This window comes from Hymenobacter nivis (assembly GCF_003149515.1).
In the GTDB taxonomy this organism is placed as follows: Bacteria; Bacteroidota; Bacteroidia; order Cytophagales; family Hymenobacteraceae; genus Hymenobacter; species Hymenobacter nivis.
Genome location: NZ_CP029145.1, coordinates 3,202,617 through 3,222,871 on the forward strand (window position 1 = coordinate 3,202,617; position 20,255 = coordinate 3,222,871).

The window sequence follows — 20,255 nt, forward strand, 5'->3', positions numbered from 1 at the left end:
CCCCGGCACATCCAAACGGGTAGCCACAAAGGTGGCCGGGGCAAAGCCAACAACTAACCCATGTACAAGCCCAGGATGCGAGTCGTCAGAAGCGCGTTGACCGGGCATGGGCCCCTGCTATTGCGTAACACCAGCTGCTGAGGACGAGCTACAAAACTGCGCGGTGGGAGCCGTAGCTGTAAGGTTTTTGGTGCATTCATAAAGTATAGCCAGCAGGAGTAGTACGGCGGGCCACGCTGCCCTGCTTCCTAAAACTCGACGTGCACCCGCATCCCCAGCACGTGCACCGGCCCCGGCAGGCGGTTGGTATTGTAGCCGGGATTAAAAATAATTTGATAGTCAGGGCTTAGCGCGGTGTGGTAGCGCGGAAAGTCAATGCTGTAATACACCTCCCCGATATACTCCAGGCCGTAGGCGAGTTGGCCATCGCCAAGGATAAAGCCCGAGCCGCCGGCGGCCAGGTAGGCGCGGTGCTCGGGCGAGAGTCCGTTGACCACGGCCGCCGCGCCGAGGCGGTCGGTGGGGCGCTTCCAACGCGCACCGGTGCTGGTGGCGCCCACGCTCAGGCTATGGTCAATTTCGGTGAAGACCCAGGTTTCGTTGTGGCCATCGTTGTAGCTGAAACGGCCAAAAACACCCACCTCGGGGCTCACTTCCTGCTCGGCGTTCACTACGAAGCCGTATTTGGTGCGGCCGTTGGTACGCACGGACGTGATATCGGCGCCATCGGGGCCAATGTCGCGCACGGCCAGCCGGTAGCTGCCCATCGCGGCCTGGTTGCGGAAACCCAGCAGGCGCACCGCCCCTGGGTGGCCGCCCAGGGTGTAAGGCTTGGTCAGCTCCACGGTCAGGCCCTGGGCCGTGCCGTAGTGATAGTCGAGGATAGCGCCGTTGGCATCGGTCGGCATTGAAGTAATAGCCGCGCGCAGGGCCATTTCGGGGGATACGTACTCCAGCACTGCGCCCACGGTGTAGCCACGCACGTTGGCGGGGTAATCCCAGCCGCCGGCGCCCATCAGGCTCCAGTTGAAGAATTGCGTGCGCGGGTCGTGCGCGTAGCTGTTCTGGTCGAAGTAGTCGGCGATGCTGAACTTACCCACGTTCAGGGCCAGGAAGCGCTTGGGGCGCAGGCCAGCCACTTGGTTGAGGTCGTCCTCAAATTCCTCGCCCTGCTCGGCGCCTATCGCCCACAGCTGGCGCAGGTAGAGCCGCGCCAGGTAAAGCTGCGGCGCGGGGTCACCAATGCGGAAGGTTTCGCCGTTGGTCGGGCCGCCGATGCCAGTGGCCCCACTCAGGCCGCTGCCGCCGGCCACTTCGGGGTTGAAGTACACGGCTGCCCCCTTCCACAGCCGCCGCCCAACGAAGAGCGTCGAGGTGAGCGAGAGCTTGGCACTCTCCCGCGCTTGCAAGCTCAACGGCCCTTCGTAGCGCGGGCTCAAGTCATTGTGCCACTGCTTGATAATAGTCTGCTGAAAGTGAACGCTCCACTTCTGCGACTTGTCGTCCGGATTGAAATGAATGGGCTGCTGGGCCGAGGCCGCCGCCGGTTGCTGGGTCGGTAACTTGTCAGAGGGTGGCGTAACCCCACGTTGGGCCAGGGCACGACCTGCCAGCAGTGCCAACGCGCCTGATACCAGTACCCGCGAAAAGTACAAATTCATATAGGTAAAAAATAAAGAGGTATGTTGTGAGCCATGTAAGACAAGGCACGAGGTTAAATTTTCACGCTTAATTTATTTGATAACCAGCGAGTTGTGTAAATTCCTTCTCTACCTCGGCGATAACCGGACTGATTGTAGCCGAAGCCACTGCCTCGCCTGTTGGCTACCGGCTGCGTTGTAGCCGTTTGCTTCACTCCGGTCGCCAACCAAGCACCGGTGTTGCGGGCCTCGGTAAGCCGAAGGGTGGCCGTAGCCAAGCTTCTGCTTTGCGCGGAGGACCACCTGCGCCAAGCCGTTTTTTAGGGGCCGGGCAGCTTGCACCTCCTGGTCCGGCCGGGGGGCAGGGGAATCGTGCACTCATTTTGGTACCAAGAGCCGCTACGCACACTTTTCACCAGCTCTCCGAAGCGGGCGCCTATACCTCAGTAGATCAGCCGCTTGTGCTCGACGGTGGGGCCGGGCCGGAAATAACGTCAACCAGCCGCACCAAGACTTACGCAAGGAGAATTTCGCCCAGGGTTGCTACCCTGCCAAACTCCGCGCGAAATAGTTACTGGCATGCCGCATACGATACATATTTTTGTATTTCAAGGAGATAAGTCATAAAAAAGAAAAAAGCAACGGCACAGCAAGCCCAGGGCCACCGGTAATGGCCACAATGGAAAGCGGTAAAAAGCGCTGAAGTAGCCTCGCCCTGGCCACCAGCTGCGAATCAGGTAGCGTTCAATTGTGGCGAGAACGGCTCAAAGGTAACAAATCTTTTAGCATAGACTAAAAATATTTTTAGTCTATGCTAAAATATTCGTTAAGAGCTTTGGCAAAAACGTGATTTTGGATGCCCCGGCGGTCCTCGGCAAAAATAGACGGCCACCGCAGGCCCGAAGTCAGCATACCAGTCGGAACGGCCTGCCCAAGCAGGCTTACCCAGCGCACAAACTGATTAGCAATCAGCCTAATGCAGGTTGTAAATTATCAACTGTCGGTTCTTAATTTTAGATAATATCCTGACCAGTAACAGATCGTTAGGATCACCACACTGGGGCGTTGATTCTGCTAATCAATTCCTTACTACCGACGGGCCGCCCCGCTGGGGCTACTGGGTGCCCAGTTGCATAAGTCCCAATTCACTCATTGTCAAAGAAGCGTGCCGTGCAGAAACAGATAGGCCACTGAGAAGTAGATAACCAACCCCGTCACATCCACGAGTGTGGCGACGAAGGGCGCCGACGAGGTAGCCGGGTCGAAGCCGACCTTTTTGAGCAGCAGCGGCAGCATGGAGCCGGCCAGTGAGCCCCACAGCACGATGCCCACCAGCGCAGAGCCCACGGCTAGGGCCAGCGCCACCCAGTGGGGGCCGTAGTCGCGCAGGTGCAGGCCCTGCCACAATGCAATGCGAATGGTGCCTACCATGCCCAGGATCGCACCCAGCGCCAGGCCAGTCAGCAGCTCGCGGCGCATTACCTGCCACCAGCGGCCCACGGTCACTTCGCCCAGGCTCATGGCCCGGATAATAAGCGAGGTGGCCTGGGAGCCGGCGTTGCCGCCGCTGCTGATGACCAGCGGCACGAACAGGGCCAACACCACGGCCTTTTCGATTTCGCCCTCAAAAAACCCCATCGCCGTGGCCGTGAACATCTCGCCCAAAAACAGTACCACCAGCCAGCCGGCGCGCTTCTTCACCATTTTGACCAGCGGTATTTCCAGGTAAGGCTCGTCTAATGATTCGGAACCGCCGAGCTTTTGAATTTCGCGGGTGTCTTCGCGCTCACGCAGAGCCAGGATGTCGTCGAGCGTTACGATGCCCAGCAGCATGCCCGCCGCGTTGGTCACGGGCAAGGCCACGCGCTGGTAACGGCGGAAGTCGGCCAGAGCCGCGTCCTGGCTTTGCAGGGCATCGAGGCACACGAAAATATTGTTGCGCACCTGCTGCACGCGGGCCGTAGGCTCGGCCACCAGAAACTCCCGAATGTGCACGTCGTCGAACAGCTTGCCCTGCTCATCCACCACGTAGAGCATCGTCACGGTCTCGGCGCTGGCCCCATGCCGCCGGATGTAGTCGAAGACCTGGGTCATGGTCCAGTTATCGCGCACGGCGATGTAGTCGGGCGTCATCAGGCGGCCCACGCTGTCGTGCGGGAAGCCCAGCAGCTCCAGTGTCACGCGGCGCTCGTCGGGCGAGAGGCGCTCGACCTGCGTTTTGACGAAGGCCGCCGGCAGGCGCTGGAACAGGCCCGTGCGGTCGTCGGGGGCCATGTCGTTGAGCACGTCCGTGACCTGCTCGGGCGTAAGGTGGCCCAGCAGCTGGTTTTGGGCGGCCGGGGCCAGGTAGCCGAACACGGCCGCCGCCTGGGCCAATGGCAGCAGCCGAAACAGCACCAGGAACTGCGCTTCCGGCAGCCCAGCAATAAGACGGGCCAGCTCGGGCGCGGGCCAGTTTTGCAGCGCCCCCTTCAGGGCCCTAAAATCGTGCTGGGCCAGCAGCTTGCGGACGTTGTCGGCGGGCGTGGCAATGGTATAAAGTGCCATAAATAACGAAGGGAAATCTTTTTCTCGCGCATACGCAAACGGGCCCCAAATCGCCGTTTCGGCAGCCTGGGGCCCGTTTGCGGAGGTAAGCCACAACTTACCAGATTTTTACCCGGGCCGAGTCGGGCAGGTAGAGCTTCTGGCCCGGCTTCACCCCAAAGGCTTCGTAGAAAGCGGGCACATCGGCCATGGGGCCGTTCACGCGGTACTGGGCCGGCGAGTGCACGTCGGTGAGCAGCTGCGAGGCCAGGGCTTCGTCGCGCTCGTGCATCTGCCAACCCAGGGCATAGCCCAGGAAGTAGCGCTGCGTGGGCGTGAGGCCGGCCACTTTTTTGCCCTCTTTGTACTCCTTGGTTTTCTTGAACGCGTCGAGGCCGATGACGATGCCGCCGAGGTCGGCAATGTTTTCGCCGGCCGTGGCCTGGCCGTTGATGTGCATCGAATCAAGCAGCGTATAGCTATTGAACTGCTTGACAATCACGGCTACACGCTGGTTGAAGCGCTTGCGGTCGTCCTTGCTCCACCACTCGTGCAGGTTGCCGTGGGCGTCGTACTGGCTGCCCTCGTCGTCGAAGCCGTGGGTCAGCTCGTGGCCGATGGTGCTGGCTCCGGCGTAGCCGTACACCAGCGCGTCGTCGGCATCAGCGTCGAGCAGCGTGGGGATGGCGAAGGCGGCGGCGGGCAGCACAATCTCGTTGTTTGAGCCGTTGTAGTAGGCGTTGTAAGTCTGGGGCGTCATGCCCCACTCGGTGCGGTCCACGGGCTTGCCCAGCTTGTGCAGCTGGTAGTTGTACTGCCACTGGTTGGCGCGCATTACATTGGCTGTCAGCGAGCTGCGGTCGATGGTCAGGTTCGAGTAATCCTTCCACTTGTTTGGGTAGCCCACCTTGGGCGCTATTTTGTGGAGCTTGTCCAGGGCCACCACTTTGGTGGGCGCGCTCATCCAATCCACCTTCTGGATGTGCTCGGCGAAGGAGGCCACCACGTTTTTCACCAAGGTATCGTAGCGCGCTTTGGCCTCGGGCTTGAAGTACTCCTTCACAAACAACTGGCCCAGGGCGTCACCCAGCGCATCTTCCTGCATGTCGAGCACGCGCTTCCAGCGGGGGCGCATGGCCTTAGCGCCGCGCAGCGTGGTACCATAAAACTTAAAGTTCTCCTCAACAAACGGTTGGCTGAGCGTGGGCGAATACTCGCGGGCCACCTGCCAGGTGAGATAGGCTTGCCAATCGGCCACGGGCTTGGTCTTTAGCAGCTGGCCCACCGTTTGGTAAAACTCGGGCTGGCCCACGATGACGGTATCAACGCGAGGGGCCCCCAGCTGGCCGAACCAGGTTTGCCAGTCGATGCCCGGCGTCAGCTTATCGAGCTGCGCGACGGTCATTTTGTTGTAGTTTTTGTAAGGGTCGCGCAGGGCTTCCAACTTGCGCGACGACTTAGCCAGGCTCGTTTCCAGGGCCATGACCCGCGCCGCATTTGTCTTGGCGGCGGTTGAGTCCTGGCCCAGCAGCTTAAAGGTGCTGGCCACGTGGCGCAGGTAGGCGCGGCGGATATTTTTGGTGCGGGTGTCGGTGTTGAAGTAGTAGTCGCGGTTGGGCAGGCCCAGGCCGCTCTGATAGAGATGCAGCGCCATCTTATCGCTGTTTTTGTCGTCCTGGCTCACCCGGGGCCCAATCAGGGCCCGCACGCCCAGCTGGATTTCGTGGGCGATGACGGCCGGCACCTCGGCCACCGTTTTCATCGCCGCAATGCGGTCCAGCTCGGACTTGATGGGTCCGTAGCCCAGCTTATCAGCCTTCACCGAATCGATGCCCACGGCCCAGAAGTCGCCAATTTTCTGCTGGTTGCTGCCGGCCGCTGCGTTGGCCTTCGCTGCCTCGATGCTGGTTTGGCGCAGGCGGGCGTAAATTTCCTTCTGCACCTCAATGCCGATGCCCGCGTTGCTTTCCGACGCCGGAATCGGGTGGTTCTTGATCCACGTGCCGTTGGCGTAGCTAAAAAAATCGTCGCCCGGGGCCACCGTGGTATCGAGGGCGGCGCGCAGCAAATCGGGCTTGGCGCCGGCGCCAGCCCCGGTGGGCGACGAGTTGCAGGCGGCGGCCAGGGCCGCCAGCAGCGGCAGGGCCAGGATGTTTTTGTTTATCATAGGGCGGCGGCGTAGGGCCCCGGGCGGGGCGCGGTTTTCGGTTCGGCAATGTTAAGCCAAAACCCGCCCCCGGGCCCTCTTTGTTGCTGGCCGCTAGATGAAGCGCCGGTGTTTTGCGTACACGGCGCATCGCCCACCCCTACCCGCTTTTCGCCGTGTCGCTCCGCTTGCTGCTGCTACTCAATTTTGCCCTGGCCGCCTACCTCACCGGCCTCATCTGGACGGTGCAAGTGGTGCACTACCCCGGCTTCGCGCTGGTGGGCAAGGCCGAATTTCCGCGCTACCACGCTGCCCATACCCAGCGCATGAGCTACGTGGTACTGGTGCCCATGGTGCTGGAGCTGGCCCTGGCGGCGTGGCTGGCCTGGGCCGGGCGCGAGGCCCTGCCCCGCGGTGCCGGCTGGTGGAGCCTTGGGCTAGTAGTGTTCGTCTGGGCCGTCACATTCTTCGTTTCCGTTCCGTTCCACAACCGCTTGGAGGCCAACGGCTACGACTACATTACCATCGACGGCTTGGTGCGCACCAACTGGCTGCGCACCCTGGCCTGGACGGCCCGGCTGACGCTGCTGGGCTGGCTGCTGAAGTAGGGCCCCCGGCGCGGGCTACCGGCTTTTCCGCCGGCAGCCCGCTAATCGTTGCATGTATGGGTAAATCCGGGCGCGGTTGTTCAAAAGCAAGCCGTTCGGCGATTACCGGGCAGCCGGCGAAAAAGCCGGTTGCCCGGCCCGATTTGCCTTGGTTATGCCACTATTTCGAGCGTGGTGCGGAACGAGGCGTACTTGCCGGCGAAGCGCCGGTCCATGTCGGCGCGCAGGGCTGGGGCGAAATGCGCCTGGTAGGCTTCGAGCTGCTCCAGGCTCAGGCAATAATATTGAGAGGCGTAGGTAATGCCGTCGTCCTCTTCGTTGAGCAAGCGGCAGAGCTGGCTTTTGATGAAGCAGCCGGTGGCCATCACCTCCGGCATGTGGGTGTCGCGCATGTAGGCCACCCATTCGTCGGCCACGGCGGGCTCCAGGCTGGTCGTAACGTTGTAAAGAATCATAACAAACTAGAAATCAGTAATTACGGGTAGGTGTCAACAAAAGGCTGGCCTACGCAGCGCGCGAAGCACGTGCGGCGGGGCCCACCTTCCAAAAAAGTGGCCTCAGACCCGCATGGTATCAAACTGGAAATCGTTGATGCGGGCCTGGATGTCGGCGGGCGAAAGCTTCTCTTTGGCCGCGGCCTGGGCCAGGGCGGGCAGTTCGGCGTCGCCGGCCAGGCGCAGGCGCAGAATCTGCTTCAGCGACAGGTCTTTTTCGAGCGGGGCAAACCGCTGGCCACTTACCTCAAAGTAGCGCTGGCGCACTTCGAGGCGGCAGATGCGGTCTTGCAGTGTGAGGGCGTAGTGCTGGCGCAGCATGAGCAGCACGCCCAGGCCCACCACTGCCAGGGCCCCCACCGTGAACCACAGGCGGGCAATCTGGTCGTCGTCGCCGGCCACGTGTACGTAGCGCGTTATGCCGTAGCCTGCCAAAATCAGGGCCGCGGGCAGGAGCACAAAGTGGTGCCAGAGATATAATTGAACGGGGTTTTTGGCAGCCATAACGGAAGTGAAAAATCAATGACAAACGGGCAATAAAAAACCCCGGCACCGGGCCGGGGTCTTCCCTACGGACAAGGGATGGGCCTAGTTCGCGGCCTTGGCGGCTTGTTTCTGAGCTTTTTCCATCTGTTTGGCGGCTTTGGCTTGCTGCTTGGCAGCCTTTTCCTGGCTCTTGGCAGCCTTTTCAGCCGTGCGCTGCTGCTTCATTTGCTCCTTGGCTATTTTTGCCTGGGAGCGCTGAGCGCGCATCTGGCTTTTCTGGTCTTTCAGCATACGCTCCTGCTCCCTGTAAGCATTTTTGCTTTCGCGGGTGGCCTGGCGGGCGTTGTCGGCCTGGGCCTGCTGCTGCTTGTAAGTATCGCGCGCATCGGCGGCGCTGGGCAACGGCGCAGCCACGGTCGTAGCGGGGTCGCCCGTAGTAGTCGTGGTTGTGGTAGCGGGAACGGTGGTTTGGGCGCGGGCGGCGGTGCCGGCCATCACCAAAGCGGCCAATACAAAAATCTTTTTCATAGCAGTTGAATGATGCAACACAGAGATGTTGCCTGCCCTATACGCAGAGGCTTAATCCGAAGTTTAGACAATGTACTATAGAGAGATTTTTCGTTCACCTGCACAGTCGCGCAGTCCTTACCAACTCGGCAGACGAGAAAGTATAAACAAAAATATATTTCTTTAATTAATTCAAAACTGTATTTTCATAGCCCTCCATCAGTAGTTGTGACACATTCTTTTACTTTTTCTCATTTAAATGGGTATAGTCAGCATATCTCTTGCACTTCCTTACTGCAGCAAGGATAATCATCAAGATGAACGGGCTTTTTTCTATAGGACTTACGCACTTTGAGGTAATTTAGGCAAAAACGCGCGCTCATACTGACTCAAACCACTTACATCGAGTGCCTGCTCAGTACGCCCACTAACTACACCTGTACGCATTTGGCGGCCCATCTGCCCGACGTGAGCCACGACCAGATAAACCGGTTTTTGCGTACGTATATACTGACCATCAACTAGTTGCGTGAATTAGTTGCGCCTTTACTCCGCGACTCCCCCGAGGCTTTTTTGCTCGTTGACGACCGTGTGCAAGACAAGTGCTACAGCCACTTCATCGGCGTGGCCAAGCGCCAGTACGCGGGCAACGCGCATGGCATGGTCACCGGCATCGGGCTGGTCAACCGGGTGCACAGCAGCGGCGAGGCGGGCGATTTTCTGCCCCTGGACTACCGCGTGTACGCGCCCGATGCCCACGGGCAAACGAAAAATGACCATTTCCTGACCATGTTTGACGAGGTAGTGGCCGAATATAAACTACTAGCCCGCAATATTTTATTCGATTCCTGATACGCGGGCAGCACGAATTTGAAGCGCATTCACCGCGCGGGGTGGACGTTTTTCACGACCCTGAAAAGCAACCGCTTGGTGAACCTGGCCCAAGGAGAGCGGCTACCAAGGCCTCGACACGCGCGAACCGCCGCCCCAGGGCTGGGGCCAGGGCGTGGAAATATGCCTCAAAGAAGTGCCCTTTGGGGTAAAGCTCTCCAAGCTGGTGGCCACGAACGGCGACATTGAATGGATCATGACCAACCACTTGGCCGCTCACTTAACGCGCGGAATGGTCATTGAGGCCGTGCAGGTGCGCTGGCAGGTCGAGGAATTTCACCGCAGCTTCAAGCAACTAACCGGGTCGGAGAAATGCCAGTGCCACAAGGCCACGGCGCAGCGCAATCGTTTGACTTGTTGCTAGTTGGCCTGGATATCGCTCCACCAACACGCCTGCCGGCTGGGGCAAACGATTTATCAGGCCCACCAACAGCAATGGGCGCCCTACCTGCGGCAGTTGCTCCAAAAACCCCTCATTCCAGCACTTGTGTAGTCGAGTGCGTAAGTCCTATTCTACATTGTGTGGTTTGTAGCCAACGGCGAACCAAGCACTTCATTCGCTGCTACTTCGGGATATATTGCTAAATCTGCCGCCACCTTTGAGGCAATCTATTTTGAATGAGTACTTAAAGAACGTTTCTTCGCCCTTTTACCCAGGGCCCCAGCAGCACCTTCGGCCTTGAAAACGAATCGCTTTATATCAATGAGAGTAAGCATCATTGTACCTATCTATAAGGTCGAACCTTACGTTGAAGCGTGCATTCAATCGATTATTGATCAGACCCACAAGAATATAGAGTTGATTCTTGTGAACGACAAGACGCCCGATGCTTCGTTCGAGCTAGCAAAAGCGGTGGTGGCCCGCAACAACTACAACGCGGTATTTATCGAGCACGAGAACAACAGCGGGTTATCGGCGGCGCGCAACAACGGTTTGGCCGTGGCCACCAGTGAGTTTGTGCTATTCGTGGACAGTGACGACATGCTAGAGTCCACCATGGTAGCGGAAATGAGCGAAAAAGCGCAAATTCCGGAGGTTGATATCGTGGTTTGCAATATGTACCGCGTCCCCTTTAACCAATCGCGGCCCCCCAAAGTGTGGGCATATCACACTCAAGGGTTAGTAGATAGTGAGACGGCCGTGAAAGCCGTTCTGGGTTTTAAGGAACGGATGTACGTCTGGTCCAACTTGTACCGCAAATCCATCTTCGACACTATCAAATTCGTCGAAAACGTTTATTACGAAGACATTATCATCCAACCTATGCTTTGGAAAGCCACGCGAAAAATGTATTTCCTAGCCAAGCCGCTGTACAACTACTTTGAACGCAGCGGCTCCATTACCACCACGCTGGGCGATTTAAACAAGTACGTGAGCATCCCAGCGTGCTTCAGCCAGATGGAAGCGAGCTTTTTTCAGGACCCCAAGGTGAGCCAAGAGATCCGCGGCGATCTGTTGTTATTCATGCATACTTGGGTTAGAAACTTGACGCTGACCATTTTGTCGGCAGGCTTGCCGTATAGCCAAGTAGGCCGCATCCTGAAGAAATACCAGGAGTATCTAAAGGTTTCCAACATCCGACGGCTGGGGTTTGGCCAAAATCGACGGCTAGCAATTTTTCTACTCATCCTGAAATTCAGCCCTTACCTGTACTGGAAACGGTTTTCTTCCCAGTTGCTCGCCCCTAAATTAGGTGCCTTTAAGGTAAAGTAGGTTTCCACTCCTAACCGACAGCAATCTGTGGGAGTTTTTAACTCGGCAGCTTCTAATTATTCTGTTGCCAAAATACTTTCGTGCTGTTTGAGTTTTAGCGGGTCGGGGCAGCCGCTGTGGCAGCCACCGGGCAGTTCGCTGTCCTCCACCTGCACAGTGGTGTGGTGAATGTGGAACTCGCGCAGCAAACCGGCCGACAAGTTGGCCAGCCAAGCGGCATCGGCCCCGCCAGGGCGCACCAGGTGGGCCGTGAGGGCGGCGTCGTGGCCATCGCTACTCAGGCTCCAGATGTGCAGGTCGTGCACGCTCTGCACCTGCGGCTGCCGCACCAGAAAGGCTTGCACGGCCTCCAGGTCGATGCCGTCGGGCACGGCTTGCAGGCCCAGGCGCACGGTGTCGCGCAACAGGCCCCACGAGCCCACGGCAATCACGCCAAGTAAAGCCAAGCTAATGATCGGGTCGAGCCAGGCCCAACCGGTGAAGTAGGTAATGGCTCCGCCCACCACCACACCCGCGCTCACCAGCGCGTCGGTGAGCATGTGCAGGTAGGCCCCACGCACGTTCACATCGCCCTTTTGCCCGTGCCGAAACAGCCAGGCCGTTAAGCCGTTGACCGCAATACCTAGCCCGGCCAGCAGCATCACCGAGCGGCCATTCACCGGGGCAGGATGGCGCAGGTGGTCTACGGTTTCCCATAAAATAAAGCCCAGCGCTGCGTAGAGCAGCGCCGCGTTCAGTAGGGCTGCCTGAATGGTGGCGCCCCGGTAGCCGAAGGTGTAGCGCGCCGTGGCCGGGCGGCCCGCCAGCCAGGCCGCGCCCCAGGCCAGGGCCAGGGCTAGCACGTCGCTCAGGTTGTGGCCGGCATCGGAGAGCAGGGCCGCCGAGTTGGCCGACAGGCCCCCGATGACTTCGACTACGATGAAGGCCGAATTGAGGGCAATGCCTCCGGCAAAAGCGCCGCTGAACGCACCCCCGGCCGGCGGCGTGGCATGCACATGGCCGGCGTGGTCGTGGCCGGCGTGGCTATGGGAATGGCCCATGGGTAATGGCAATGAAGCGAGGTACGAAGGAAAGCAGTGCCCCGCTAACCACAGGACCCGGCGGCGAAGTTCGGCGCGGGCAGGCAATAGATTTGCGAGGCGGGGCCCCAACCGGAGCCCCTGCCGCACTTTTGCAACCTTGTTGTTATCCCCTTACTTGCTTGTTGTTATGGCGCTGCTTCCTACTTTCACCATCAGCACCGATCCGGCCCGGCTCGACGTGGCCGCCGTCCACCGCTACCTCAGCGCGGAGTCGTACTGGGCCCGGCACATCCCCTACGATACGGTAGCGCGGGCCCTGGCCAACTCGCTTTGTTTCGGGGCCTACGCCCCGGACGGGCGCCTGGCTGGCTTCGCCCGCGTCGTTACGGACCGGGCCACGTTTGCCTGGCTGTGCGACGTGTTTGTACTGCCCGAGTTCCGGGGCCGGGGCCTATCCAAACAGCTAGTAAGCACTATGCTGGCCCACCCCGATTTGCAGAACCTGCGCCGCCACCTGCTAGCCACGCTCGACGCCCACGGCCTCTACCGGCAACAAGGCTACACGCCGCTAAAAAACACCGAGCGCTGGCTGGAAATTGCGCACCCCAACCCGTACCCAGCTCCGTAGCAACTGTAGCGCGGACTTTGTAGTCCGCGGCGCTGCCCGGTCGCTGCCCGATAATCAACAGAACGAAGCGAGAGCCGCGGACTGCAAAGCCCACGCTACAGTTGCGTTACAGCCCTACTTGAAGCTCAGCGGTACCACTACTTTGAAGCTCACCGTGCGGCCCATGTTGAAGACGCCCATGCGGCCGGTGGTGTAGTTGAGGTCGGCGTATTTGAGCCGGCTGAGGTGACTTTGGTAGGCCACGTCGAAGAGGTTGTTGGCCGTGACGAAGAGCGAGAACAGCGTGCGGCCCCGGGCATCGGCCACATCGGTGCCCACGCCGGCGTTGAAGAGCGTATAGGCGGGCGTAGCAGTTTCGGTACCGAAGGCCGAAAAATACCGATTTTGAGCAAAAGTATGCTCCATTTGGAATCGCACATAGCTGTTGGTGAGGCGCTTGCCCTGGCGGCGGAAGTTACCGCGCAGCTCCGATTGCAGGCGGTCGGCGGGGATGAAGGGCAGGTAGCGTTCGGCGTCGCCCACGCCCAGCTGGCGGGCGCGCACCATCGAAAACGAGTTCTCGAAGTGCAGCCAGTCGAGCGGGTGCGGGTGCACATCAAACGTAGCCTCGCCGCCTATCAGACGGGCGCGGCCCTGGGCGTACTCGTATACGCCCACGCTGGGGCTTTCAGGCATGGCCACGGTCATCGAGTCGGTGCCGGCGCGGTTGAGGATGCGGCGCGTAAAGATGTAGTTATCAATGCTGTTCTCGAACGCGTCCACGGTCAGGCGCACGTGGTCGGTGGCGTAGCTGATGCCGCCATCCACCTGCAAGCTGGTTTCGGCCTTGAGGTCGGACTGACCAATTTCGTAGCGAATCGTGCCCTCGTGGCGGCCGTTCGAGCCCAGCTCGGCAATGTTGGGGGCTCTGAAGCCGCGGGCCACGTTGGCCTTCACCGTAAGGCGGTCGCTCAGGTTGTAGGCCGCGCCCAGGCTGCCGCTGTAGTTCTTAAACGTGCTGCGGAAGCCGCCAAACTTAGTTTCAGAGTCGGGGGCCCCAGAAGTGGTGGGCCGGCCGTTGGCGTCCAAAAACAGCGCATCGGCCCCGAGGCGGCGCACGTCGTAGCGCAGGCCCCCGCTGAGGTCGAGGTTACCGATGGTTTTTTTGGCCACGCCAAACACGCCGGCCTCGTTCATCACGTAGCCCGGGATGAGGAATTCCTGGCCCAGGTTGCGGTTTTGCTGGTGCAGGCCGCTGGTGCCCACGGTCAGGTTCCAGCCGGCCATTTCGGGCAGGTAGTAGCGCAGGGCATAGTCGAGGGTGCGGAGCTGGAAGTAGAGGTTGGTTTCGGCGGGGTCGAGGGCGTTGCCGAACTCGCGGCGCAGGTTCTGCTGGTAGTTCACTTGCAGCGCCAGCCGGGCCCCGCGGTCGCCAAGGACGAAGCTATTGTCGGTACCAAATCGCAAGTGGTTGATTTGCTGGCGCGGCACGGCCAGCTCGTAGCCACTGAACCCAGTGTTGGCCACCGGCACCGAAAACAGGGCCCCGGCGATGGCGTAGTCGCGCACGAAGCGCCCGCTGGCCGAGTCGCGCCGGCCATCAATCAGGCCCAGCTGCTGGTTGAAGGTACTGAAGGTGAGGTGCGAGTAGCCCCAGCTTTTGTTCAGGCCCACGTAGCCGTTGGCGTCCCACTCGTTAAAGCCCGAGTTGAAAACGCGGCCGTCGTAGCGATTTTGGTAGTCACCGGCCACTTTGCGGGTCCCGCGGGCTAGCCAGTTCAGGCCATTGAGGTTACCCGCGTTTTCGAACGAGTAGCCCTGCTGGCGGTTGTTGGTCTGATAGTTGGCCGTAGCCGAGCCGATGATGTGGCCCTCGGCGATGGGCTCGGGGGCCAGGAAATTGATGACGCCGGCCATGGCATCGGAGCCGTACAGCAGCGAGCCGGGGCCCTTGATAATCTCGACCCGGTCGATGCTGAACTCGTCGATTTCGATGCCGTGCTCGTCGCCCCACTGCTGGCCTTCCTGCTTGGCGCCGTTGTTCAGGGTCGTCACGCGGTTATAGCCCAGCCCGCGCACCACCGGCTTGCTGATGGCGGCCCCGGTGGTGATCTGGCTCACGCCCGGCGTGTGGGCGATGGCGTCAATCACGTTGGTGCCCGAGGTTTGGTTGAGGCGGGTGCGGTCGATGACGGTAGTGGGCACCGGCGAGCGGCGCGCCTCGGTGGCCGCCGACACGCCCGTGACCACCACCTGGCCAATTTCGGTGGCCGCCGGGCTCAGCTTCACGGCCAGCGGCTGGCCCGCGCCCGTATCCAGGGTTAGGCTCACGGTGGTATAGCCCAGCGAACGAATTTGCACCCCGAACCGGCCCCGCGGCAGGTTGGCAAAGCTGAAGTTGCCGGCCACGTCGGTAGCCGTACCCTGCTTGAGGTCGGTGAAGAGCACGGTGGCGCCCGGCACGGCCTCGCCGGTGGCGGCGTCCGTCACGCGGCCGGTGAAAGCCGGGCTAGCCGCGGGCCGGGCCCGTGGCGCGGAGACCGTGGTTTGGGCCCCGACGTGTTGTGCTAACCCACTTAATAGCAATGTATTGATGATCACCAGGCGCAAGCCGTTGCGGGCCCCCAGGGCAGATTGAAAACCTATCCGCGGCCGGCCAGCTACCGCGCAAGAGAGCCCCGGCCAAGGGCCAAGGCCTCCCCGCAATTTCCCTAAAACCAACCGGGAGAAGGCAGAAGCTGCCAACCGCGGCAAAGCGTACTTATTGAGTCGTGCAGGAATACCCATACTTAGTTGTGTTATTTAAATGCGTGGCCATCAGCAGTAAAACCTGCGCAAAGCAGCGTGCAAACCGCCCCAGGCGCCAAGCCGGCGGGCACGGTAGATGGCCCCGGAAAATTAAGTGAGCGGCAGGTGCCCCAGGGCCCGCGCCAAATGATGCGGCGGCGCTACGCCACCGGGGGCCCCCGCAGGCAGCGCTGCGCCGCCACGACTTCGGCCCACACCGACGCCGCGAAGGGCGTGAGCACCCCCACCACGGCCGAGCGCCGGGGCCCCGGCACCACCAGCGGCGCCGCCGGCTGGAAAGCCGCGTCGTAGAACGACTCTTCGTGGCAGTGCCGGTGCTGGCCACTCAGCAGGGCCTTGCCCTTAGCGGGGCCAAAGCTGGCGCGCCGCGCTGGCTCGGCGGTGGTGTGCGCGTGGGCGTGCAGCGCCAGCACCCACGCCTCCGGCGGCAGCACCCGCACGAAGCAGAGCAGCAGGAAAGCAGCACAGAGTTGGCGACGCAACGGCACGGGCAACGTAGGTGAGGGGCTGGCGGCGGCCCACGCGGCCCGCAGGCCGGCAGCCCACCGGGGCCCCAAAGGTATAACACTGCAACATAATTGCGCTAAGTTTTGGTGGGAGCGCTACTTTTTGGCAACTAGCCAGCATTGCCCCTAACTCGTTAGTAAACACTAACACTACATAATTAAACGACCCTGCAAATCGGAATTTCCATAAATGCAACATAGTTGTATTTATGGAACCCTACTCATCTCTATAAGGCCATGGCCGCCGGCAACGCCGTGGGCGCGGGCTTAAGCAAGCTGCCCGTTGGCAGGGTGCGGCGCTGGGCGGCACGAGGGGCCAACGGCTTGCCACTGGCGCGGGCCACGCAAGTACGCTAGAGCGTTTTTCAGGTCCGTGTACAGCCCGGTCCGCCGGCTTTTTCAGCTGGCCGACTACTTATCGCCAGGGAGAACAAATGGCTGCTAATCAACCGGTCGGTCGGCTGAAAAAGCCGGCGGACCGGGCTGTACACGGACCTGAAAACTACCATAGGGGCCCCAGTATACTTGCGCGGCCCGCGCCAGCAGAGAGCTTGTAGTCGTATTTTTACCGACTGCCCCGCCCTGATATTTATTTCCCACCCATGCTCCTCCCCGTTGTCGATTCGCTCGTGGCACAGGCCGACGCGGAGCTGCGCCTGCTGCGCTTCCAGTGGGCGATACCATCGGAGGCCCACACCCGGCCGGCGTTTATGCGGGGGCTGGCCTTGCTGGCCCAGCACCAGGCCACCCGGGTGCTGGTTGATTTCACGGGGATGCCGCCCACCTCCGTCACCGAGGAAATCTGGCTGGCTCAGCACTGGCTGCCGGGCATCCCCCGGCAGGCCTGCCTGCTGCAAGCCGCGATGGTATTCGACAATGAGTACGATTTGCACAACTGGGCCAAAATGGAAAATATGCTGGGCCCCAGCCACTTGCGCAGCTTTCAATTTCAATTCTTCGACGACGCAGCTGCTGCCTTGCATTGGCTCACTGGCTCCGACGCGGCCGTGCGGCGCCTGCAAGCCGAGTGGACGGCCGGGCCGGGCCCTACTGGGGCCCCGCCGGCCTGAGCCCCCGGAAACCCTTCGCGGCCGGCGGTGGTTTTGGTGGGGCGGGGCAGCGCACACCGCCCCTTGTCCGTAGTTTTGACCCATGCCCCCCGCCGCCTCTGCCCCCGACCGTCTCGCTCAAACCATCATCCGCCACGGGCTGCGCCAAACGCCCGTGCGCCGCGCCGTGCTGGCCGCCCTGGCGGGCAAAGGCTACGCCCTCACCGGGGCCGAGATTGAGCAGGAAACGGGGCCCGGCACCGACCGCATCACCCTGTACCGCACCCTCAAAAGCTTCGAGCAGAGCGGCCTCATCCACCGCGTCATCGACGATTCGGACGTGCTGCGCTACGCGGCTTGCTCCATTGAGTGCAGCGCCGGGGCCCACTTCGACAACCATGTGCACTTTAAGTGCAGCACCTGCGCCCACACGTATTGCCTGAGCCAGGTGGCCATTCCGGCCGTGACGCTGCCCGGCGGCTTCCAGGCCAAGCGGCGCGACTACTTACTTTCGGGTACGTGCCAGCTGTGCCAACCCGCTGGCTAAACCCGATTGGCCGAGCCGAGCGGCTTACCGACCGGGTTTTTCACCCCGTTGGTCTAGATAGTAAGGCCCAGAAGGGGGTTTTTTCAGTAGTTGAGGCCCTAAAGCGGTGCATTATTTTATGCGGGCCGTTGCGTACTATTGCATTCATCTAGCTGGGTCCTGCGCTGTTAGGCGCTGTTTCTATATGATTATCAACGAAATTGGCGAGCTGCTGATGCAGTACAGCGAGCCCTTGAGCTTGCTGCGCATCAATTGGGCCGCGGGCCGCGACATGAGCCAGTTCCGTGGGGCCCTAACCCAGGCCCAGGCAGTTGCCCAGCGCCTGGGCGTGCGCCGGTGCCTGTTTGAGTTGGACGCCTTGCCCGACATTTCGGCCTACGACCAGGCATGGTTGGCTATCCAATGGATTCCAGGTTTACTACAACTACCACTACAACAAGTGGTTATCATGCTATCGCCCCGCCGCATCTACAACCACCAAGCGGTGGAAAACCTCTTGCTGGTGGGCCGCCCGTTCATCAAATTCGACGTGCAGTTCTTCTCGCATCCGGTGGCCGGCTTGCGCTGGCTGACCGAATACTCGCCGCTGGTGCCTGAGCTACTAGCGGAATGGGACGAGGCCTTCGGGCCCACGCCCCCGCCGCCGGGCGGCGTGCAGGAGCCCCGCGCCTACTACTACCGCCCCTAAGGGCCCCTGCGCTGTCAACCTGACAGCTTTTTTCGGCTTGGAACGCGCTTTGAAGCGGCCCCGGTGGCGGCTCGCCCCGGCGTGCCCGGCCAAAATTTCCATTTCGCCCTCATTCAACTTATTCTGCCATGCAGGAAACCGGCTCCATCTCGATCCACACCGAGAACATCTTCCCGATCATCAAGAAGTTCTTGTACTCCGACCACGAAATCTTCCTGCGCGAGCTGGTGAGTAACGCCGTCGACGCCACTCAAAAGCTGCAGAGCCTGGCCCGCCAAGGCGAGTTTCAGGGCGAGCTGGGCGAACTGAAAGTGCGCGTGACCGTGGACAAGGAAACCCGCAAAATCACGGTATCGGACCACGGCTTGGGCATGAGCGCCGAGGAAATCAAGAAGTACATTAACCAGATTGCTTTCTCCGGGGCTACCGAGTTCGTGGAGAAGTACAAGGAAACCGACGCCACGGCCAAGGATCAGATCATCGGGCAGTTTGGCCTGGGGTTCTACTCTTCCTTTATGGTAGCCAAGGAGGTCGAAATCTGGTCGCAGTCGTACCAAGAAGGGGCCCTGACGGCGCACTGGACCTGCGACGGCAGCACGTCGTACACCATCGACGAGCCCACCGGCGAGCACGCCAAGGCCGAGCGCGGCACCGACGTGGTGCTGCACGTGGCCGACGACTCGGACGAGTTTCTGGAAGTGGAGCGGCTGCGCACCATCCTCACCAAATACTGCAAATTCCTGCCGGTGCCGATTGAGCTGGAAGGCCAGCTCATCAACGACACCACCCCCATCTGGACGAAGCAGCCCAGTGAGCTGACCGACGAGGACTACCTGAAGTTTTACCAGGAGCTGTACCCAATGTCGATGGACGCGCCGCTGTTCTGGATTCACCTGAACGTGGACTACCCATTCAACCTGACCGGCATCCTGTACTTCCCCAAGGTGAAAGACGAGCTACAATTCTCGCGCAACAAAATCCAGCTCTACTCGCACCAAGTCTTTATCACCGACGAGGTTAAAGATGTGGTACCCGAGTTTTTGATGCTGCTGCACGGCGTGATTGACTCGCCCGACATTCCGCTGAACGTGTCGCGCAGCTTTTTGCAGGCCGACGCGGCGGTACGCAAAATCAACACTTACATCACCCGCAAGGTGGCCGACAAGCTCGGCGACTTGTTCAAGAAGGACCGCGCCGGCTACGAGGCGAAGTGGTCGGACATTGGCATGTTCGTAAAGTACGGAATGCTGTCGGACGAGAAATTCTATGACCGTGCCAAGGACTTCGTGCTGCTGAAGAACGTGGCCGGCAAGCTGTTCACCCTCAGCGAATACACCGAGCACGTCCAGGCTAATCAGCAGGACAAGGACGGCAACACCGTGGTGCTGTACACTAACGACGCCGAGGCCCAGCACGGCTTCGTGGTCGCTGCCCAGGAGCGCGGCTACGACGTGCTGAACCTCGACCAGGTGCTCGACTCGCACTTTATCGGCCAGCTGGAGCAGAAGCTGGAAAAAACCAGCTTCAAGCGCGTGGACGCCGACACGGTGGGCAAGCTCATCGAGAAGGACGAAGCCACCGAAAGCGTGCTCAGCGAGGACGACCAGACTAAGCTGGCGGAGGCCTTCAAAACGGCCATTGCCAACGACGCCATGCACGTGAAAGTGGCCGCCCTGAGCCCACAAGATGCGCCGGTGGTCATCACCCAGAACGAGTTCATGCGCCGCATGAAGGATATGCAGCGCACCGGCGGCGGGGGCGGTATGCAGATGTTCGGGGCCTTCCCCGAGAGCTTCGACGTGACCGTGAACGCCAACCACCCCGTGGCCCAGCGCGTGCTGGCCGAGGGCGGCGAGCAGCTGGCCCGGCAAGCCTTCGACCTGGCCCGACTGGCCCAGGGCCTGCTGAAAGGAGAGGCCCTCACGGCCTTCGTAAAGCGCAGCACCGAACTGCTGTAAGAGATTGGTTACTGATTGTCAGTTGTTGGTCAACCTGTTGCATAAATCCTGTTAACTG

The 20,255-nt window shown here is 60.7% G+C and carries 16 protein-coding genes and 1 pseudogene; 8 read left to right on the forward strand and 9 right to left on the reverse strand.

Annotation, left to right across the window (positions count from 1 at the left end):
* Positions 1 to 248 precede the first annotated feature (248 nt).
* The 3 genes from DDQ68_RS14175 to DDQ68_RS14185 all read right to left on the reverse strand — a co-directional run bounded on the left by DDQ68_RS14175 (position 249) and on the right by DDQ68_RS14185 (position 6,333).
* The gene (locus DDQ68_RS14175) at positions 249 to 1,661 is read right to left on the reverse strand and encodes a carbohydrate porin (RefSeq protein WP_109656886.1); all 1,413 of its coding nucleotides are present in this window, start codon (positions 1,659 to 1,661) and stop codon (positions 249 to 251) included.
* Positions 1,662 to 2,795: 1,134 nt separating this feature from the next.
* Positions 2,796 to 4,187, reverse strand: a complete 1,392-nt coding sequence (mgtE, locus tag DDQ68_RS14180) for a magnesium transporter (RefSeq protein ID WP_109656887.1) — start codon at positions 4,185 to 4,187, stop codon at positions 2,796 to 2,798.
* A gap of 97 nt (positions 4,188 to 4,284) precedes the next feature.
* Complete coding sequence (locus tag DDQ68_RS14185) at positions 4,285 to 6,333, reverse strand: M13 family metallopeptidase (RefSeq protein WP_109656888.1); 2,049 nt, start codon at positions 6,331 to 6,333, stop codon at positions 4,285 to 4,287.
* A 155-nt stretch (positions 6,334 to 6,488) separates the two neighbouring features.
* Between DDQ68_RS14185 and DDQ68_RS14190 the strand changes: the two genes are divergently transcribed.
* Positions 6,489 to 6,920 (forward strand): hypothetical protein, encoded by a 432-nt coding sequence (locus tag DDQ68_RS14190; protein ID WP_162550115.1) that lies wholly within the window; start codon positions 6,489 to 6,491, stop codon positions 6,918 to 6,920.
* Positions 6,921 to 7,072: 152 nt separating this feature from the next.
* On the opposite strand, the gene DDQ68_RS14195 is transcribed toward DDQ68_RS14190, so the two are convergent.
* The 3 genes from DDQ68_RS14195 to DDQ68_RS14205 form a co-directional block, all read right to left on the reverse strand.
* Entirely contained in the window at positions 7,073 to 7,375 is a 303-nt protein-coding gene (locus DDQ68_RS14195; protein WP_109656890.1) for a DUF4286 family protein, read from the reverse strand.
* Between the two features lie 102 nt (positions 7,376 to 7,477).
* A complete protein-coding gene (locus tag DDQ68_RS14200; protein WP_109656891.1) occupies positions 7,478 to 7,918 on the reverse strand; it encodes a DUF6526 family protein in 441 nt (146 codons plus the stop codon).
* 84 nt (positions 7,919 to 8,002) lie between these two features.
* The gene (locus tag DDQ68_RS14205; RefSeq protein ID WP_109656892.1) at positions 8,003 to 8,428 is read right to left on the reverse strand and encodes a hypothetical protein; all 426 of its coding nucleotides are present in this window, start codon (positions 8,426 to 8,428) and stop codon (positions 8,003 to 8,005) included.
* A 360-nt stretch (positions 8,429 to 8,788) separates the two neighbouring features.
* Between DDQ68_RS14205 and DDQ68_RS24990 the strand changes: the two are divergent.
* Together DDQ68_RS24990 and DDQ68_RS14220 are read left to right on the forward strand one after the other, a co-directional pair.
* Positions 8,789 to 9,791 (forward strand): annotated as a pseudogene (locus tag DDQ68_RS24990) (IS701 family transposase).
* Between the two features lie 210 nt (positions 9,792 to 10,001).
* Positions 10,002 to 11,012, forward strand: a complete 1,011-nt coding sequence (locus DDQ68_RS14220) for a glycosyltransferase family 2 protein (RefSeq protein ID WP_109656895.1) — start codon at positions 10,002 to 10,004, stop codon at positions 11,010 to 11,012.
* Between the two features lie 56 nt (positions 11,013 to 11,068).
* Here DDQ68_RS14220 and DDQ68_RS14225 read toward each other — a convergent pair whose 3' ends face one another.
* Positions 11,069 to 12,052: a cation diffusion facilitator family transporter gene (locus DDQ68_RS14225; protein ID WP_109656896.1), complete on the reverse strand. Its 984-nt coding sequence runs from the start codon at positions 12,050 to 12,052 to the stop codon at positions 11,069 to 11,071.
* 169 nt (positions 12,053 to 12,221) lie between these two features.
* On the opposite strand from DDQ68_RS14225, the gene DDQ68_RS14230 reads away from it, so the two are divergent.
* Positions 12,222 to 12,662 carry a GNAT family N-acetyltransferase gene (locus tag DDQ68_RS14230; protein ID WP_109656897.1) on the forward strand — a complete coding sequence of 147 codons (441 nt, stop codon included), beginning with the start codon at positions 12,222 to 12,224 and terminating at the stop codon, positions 12,660 to 12,662.
* 114 nt (positions 12,663 to 12,776) lie between these two features.
* On the opposite strand, the gene DDQ68_RS14235 is transcribed toward DDQ68_RS14230, so the two are convergent.
* Both DDQ68_RS14235 and DDQ68_RS14240 read right to left on the reverse strand, forming a co-directional pair.
* Positions 12,777 to 15,131, reverse strand: coding sequence for a TonB-dependent receptor (locus DDQ68_RS14235; RefSeq protein WP_245897050.1), 2,355 nt, complete (start codon positions 15,129 to 15,131; stop codon positions 12,777 to 12,779).
* A gap of 458 nt (positions 15,132 to 15,589) precedes the next feature.
* Positions 15,590 to 15,937 (reverse strand): hypothetical protein, encoded by a 348-nt coding sequence (locus tag DDQ68_RS14240; RefSeq protein ID WP_162550119.1) that lies wholly within the window; start codon positions 15,935 to 15,937, stop codon positions 15,590 to 15,592.
* Between the two features lie 620 nt (positions 15,938 to 16,557).
* Here DDQ68_RS14240 and DDQ68_RS14245 point away from each other — a divergent pair.
* From DDQ68_RS14245 to htpG, 4 genes are all read left to right on the forward strand, one after another.
* Positions 16,558 to 17,025: an STAS/SEC14 domain-containing protein gene (locus DDQ68_RS14245; protein ID WP_109656900.1), complete on the forward strand. Its 468-nt coding sequence runs from the start codon at positions 16,558 to 16,560 to the stop codon at positions 17,023 to 17,025.
* 82 nt (positions 17,026 to 17,107) lie between these two features.
* Complete coding sequence (locus DDQ68_RS14250; RefSeq protein ID WP_109656901.1) at positions 17,108 to 17,551, forward strand: Fur family transcriptional regulator; 444 nt, start codon at positions 17,108 to 17,110, stop codon at positions 17,549 to 17,551.
* Between the two features lie 184 nt (positions 17,552 to 17,735).
* Positions 17,736 to 18,239 carry a hypothetical protein gene (locus DDQ68_RS14255; RefSeq protein ID WP_109656902.1) on the forward strand — a complete coding sequence of 168 codons (504 nt, stop codon included), beginning with the start codon at positions 17,736 to 17,738 and terminating at the stop codon, positions 18,237 to 18,239.
* Between the two features lie 128 nt (positions 18,240 to 18,367).
* Entirely contained in the window at positions 18,368 to 20,197 is a 1,830-nt protein-coding gene (gene htpG / locus DDQ68_RS14260; RefSeq protein ID WP_109656903.1) for a molecular chaperone HtpG, read from the forward strand.
* Positions 20,198 to 20,255: the final 58 nt, after the last annotated feature.

Bases quoted from the DNA above. Each gene is read 5' to 3' on its own strand.
- mgtE (WP_109656887.1), bottom strand. From the start codon at position 4,187: ATGGCACTTTATACCATTGCCACGCCCGCCGACAACGTCCGCAAGCTG.
- DDQ68_RS14205 (WP_109656892.1), bottom strand. From the start codon at position 8,428: ATGAAAAAGATTTTTGTATTGGCCGCTTTGGTGATGGCCGGCACCGCC.
- DDQ68_RS14225 (WP_109656896.1), bottom strand. From the start codon at position 12,052: ATGGGCCATTCCCATAGCCACGCCGGCCACGACCACGCCGGCCATGTG.
- DDQ68_RS14220 (WP_109656895.1), top strand. From the start codon at position 10,002: ATGAGAGTAAGCATCATTGTACCTATCTATAAGGTCGAACCTTACGTT.
- DDQ68_RS14250 (WP_109656901.1), top strand. From the start codon at position 17,108: ATGCCCCCCGCCGCCTCTGCCCCCGACCGTCTCGCTCAAACCATCATC.
- DDQ68_RS14230 (WP_109656897.1), top strand. From the start codon at position 12,222: ATGGCGCTGCTTCCTACTTTCACCATCAGCACCGATCCGGCCCGGCTC.
- DDQ68_RS14185 (WP_109656888.1), bottom strand. From the start codon at position 6,333: ATGATAAACAAAAACATCCTGGCCCTGCCGCTGCTGGCGGCCCTGGCC.
- DDQ68_RS14175 (WP_109656886.1), bottom strand. From the start codon at position 1,661: ATGAATTTGTACTTTTCGCGGGTACTGGTATCAGGCGCGTTGGCACTG.
- DDQ68_RS14200 (WP_109656891.1), bottom strand. From the start codon at position 7,918: ATGGCTGCCAAAAACCCCGTTCAATTATATCTCTGGCACCACTTTGTG.
- htpG (WP_109656903.1), top strand. From the start codon at position 18,368: ATGCAGGAAACCGGCTCCATCTCGATCCACACCGAGAACATCTTCCCG.
- DDQ68_RS14255 (WP_109656902.1), top strand. From the start codon at position 17,736: ATGATTATCAACGAAATTGGCGAGCTGCTGATGCAGTACAGCGAGCCC.
- DDQ68_RS14245 (WP_109656900.1), top strand. From the start codon at position 16,558: ATGCTCCTCCCCGTTGTCGATTCGCTCGTGGCACAGGCCGACGCGGAG.
- DDQ68_RS14195 (WP_109656890.1), bottom strand. From the start codon at position 7,375: ATGATTCTTTACAACGTTACGACCAGCCTGGAGCCCGCCGTGGCCGAC.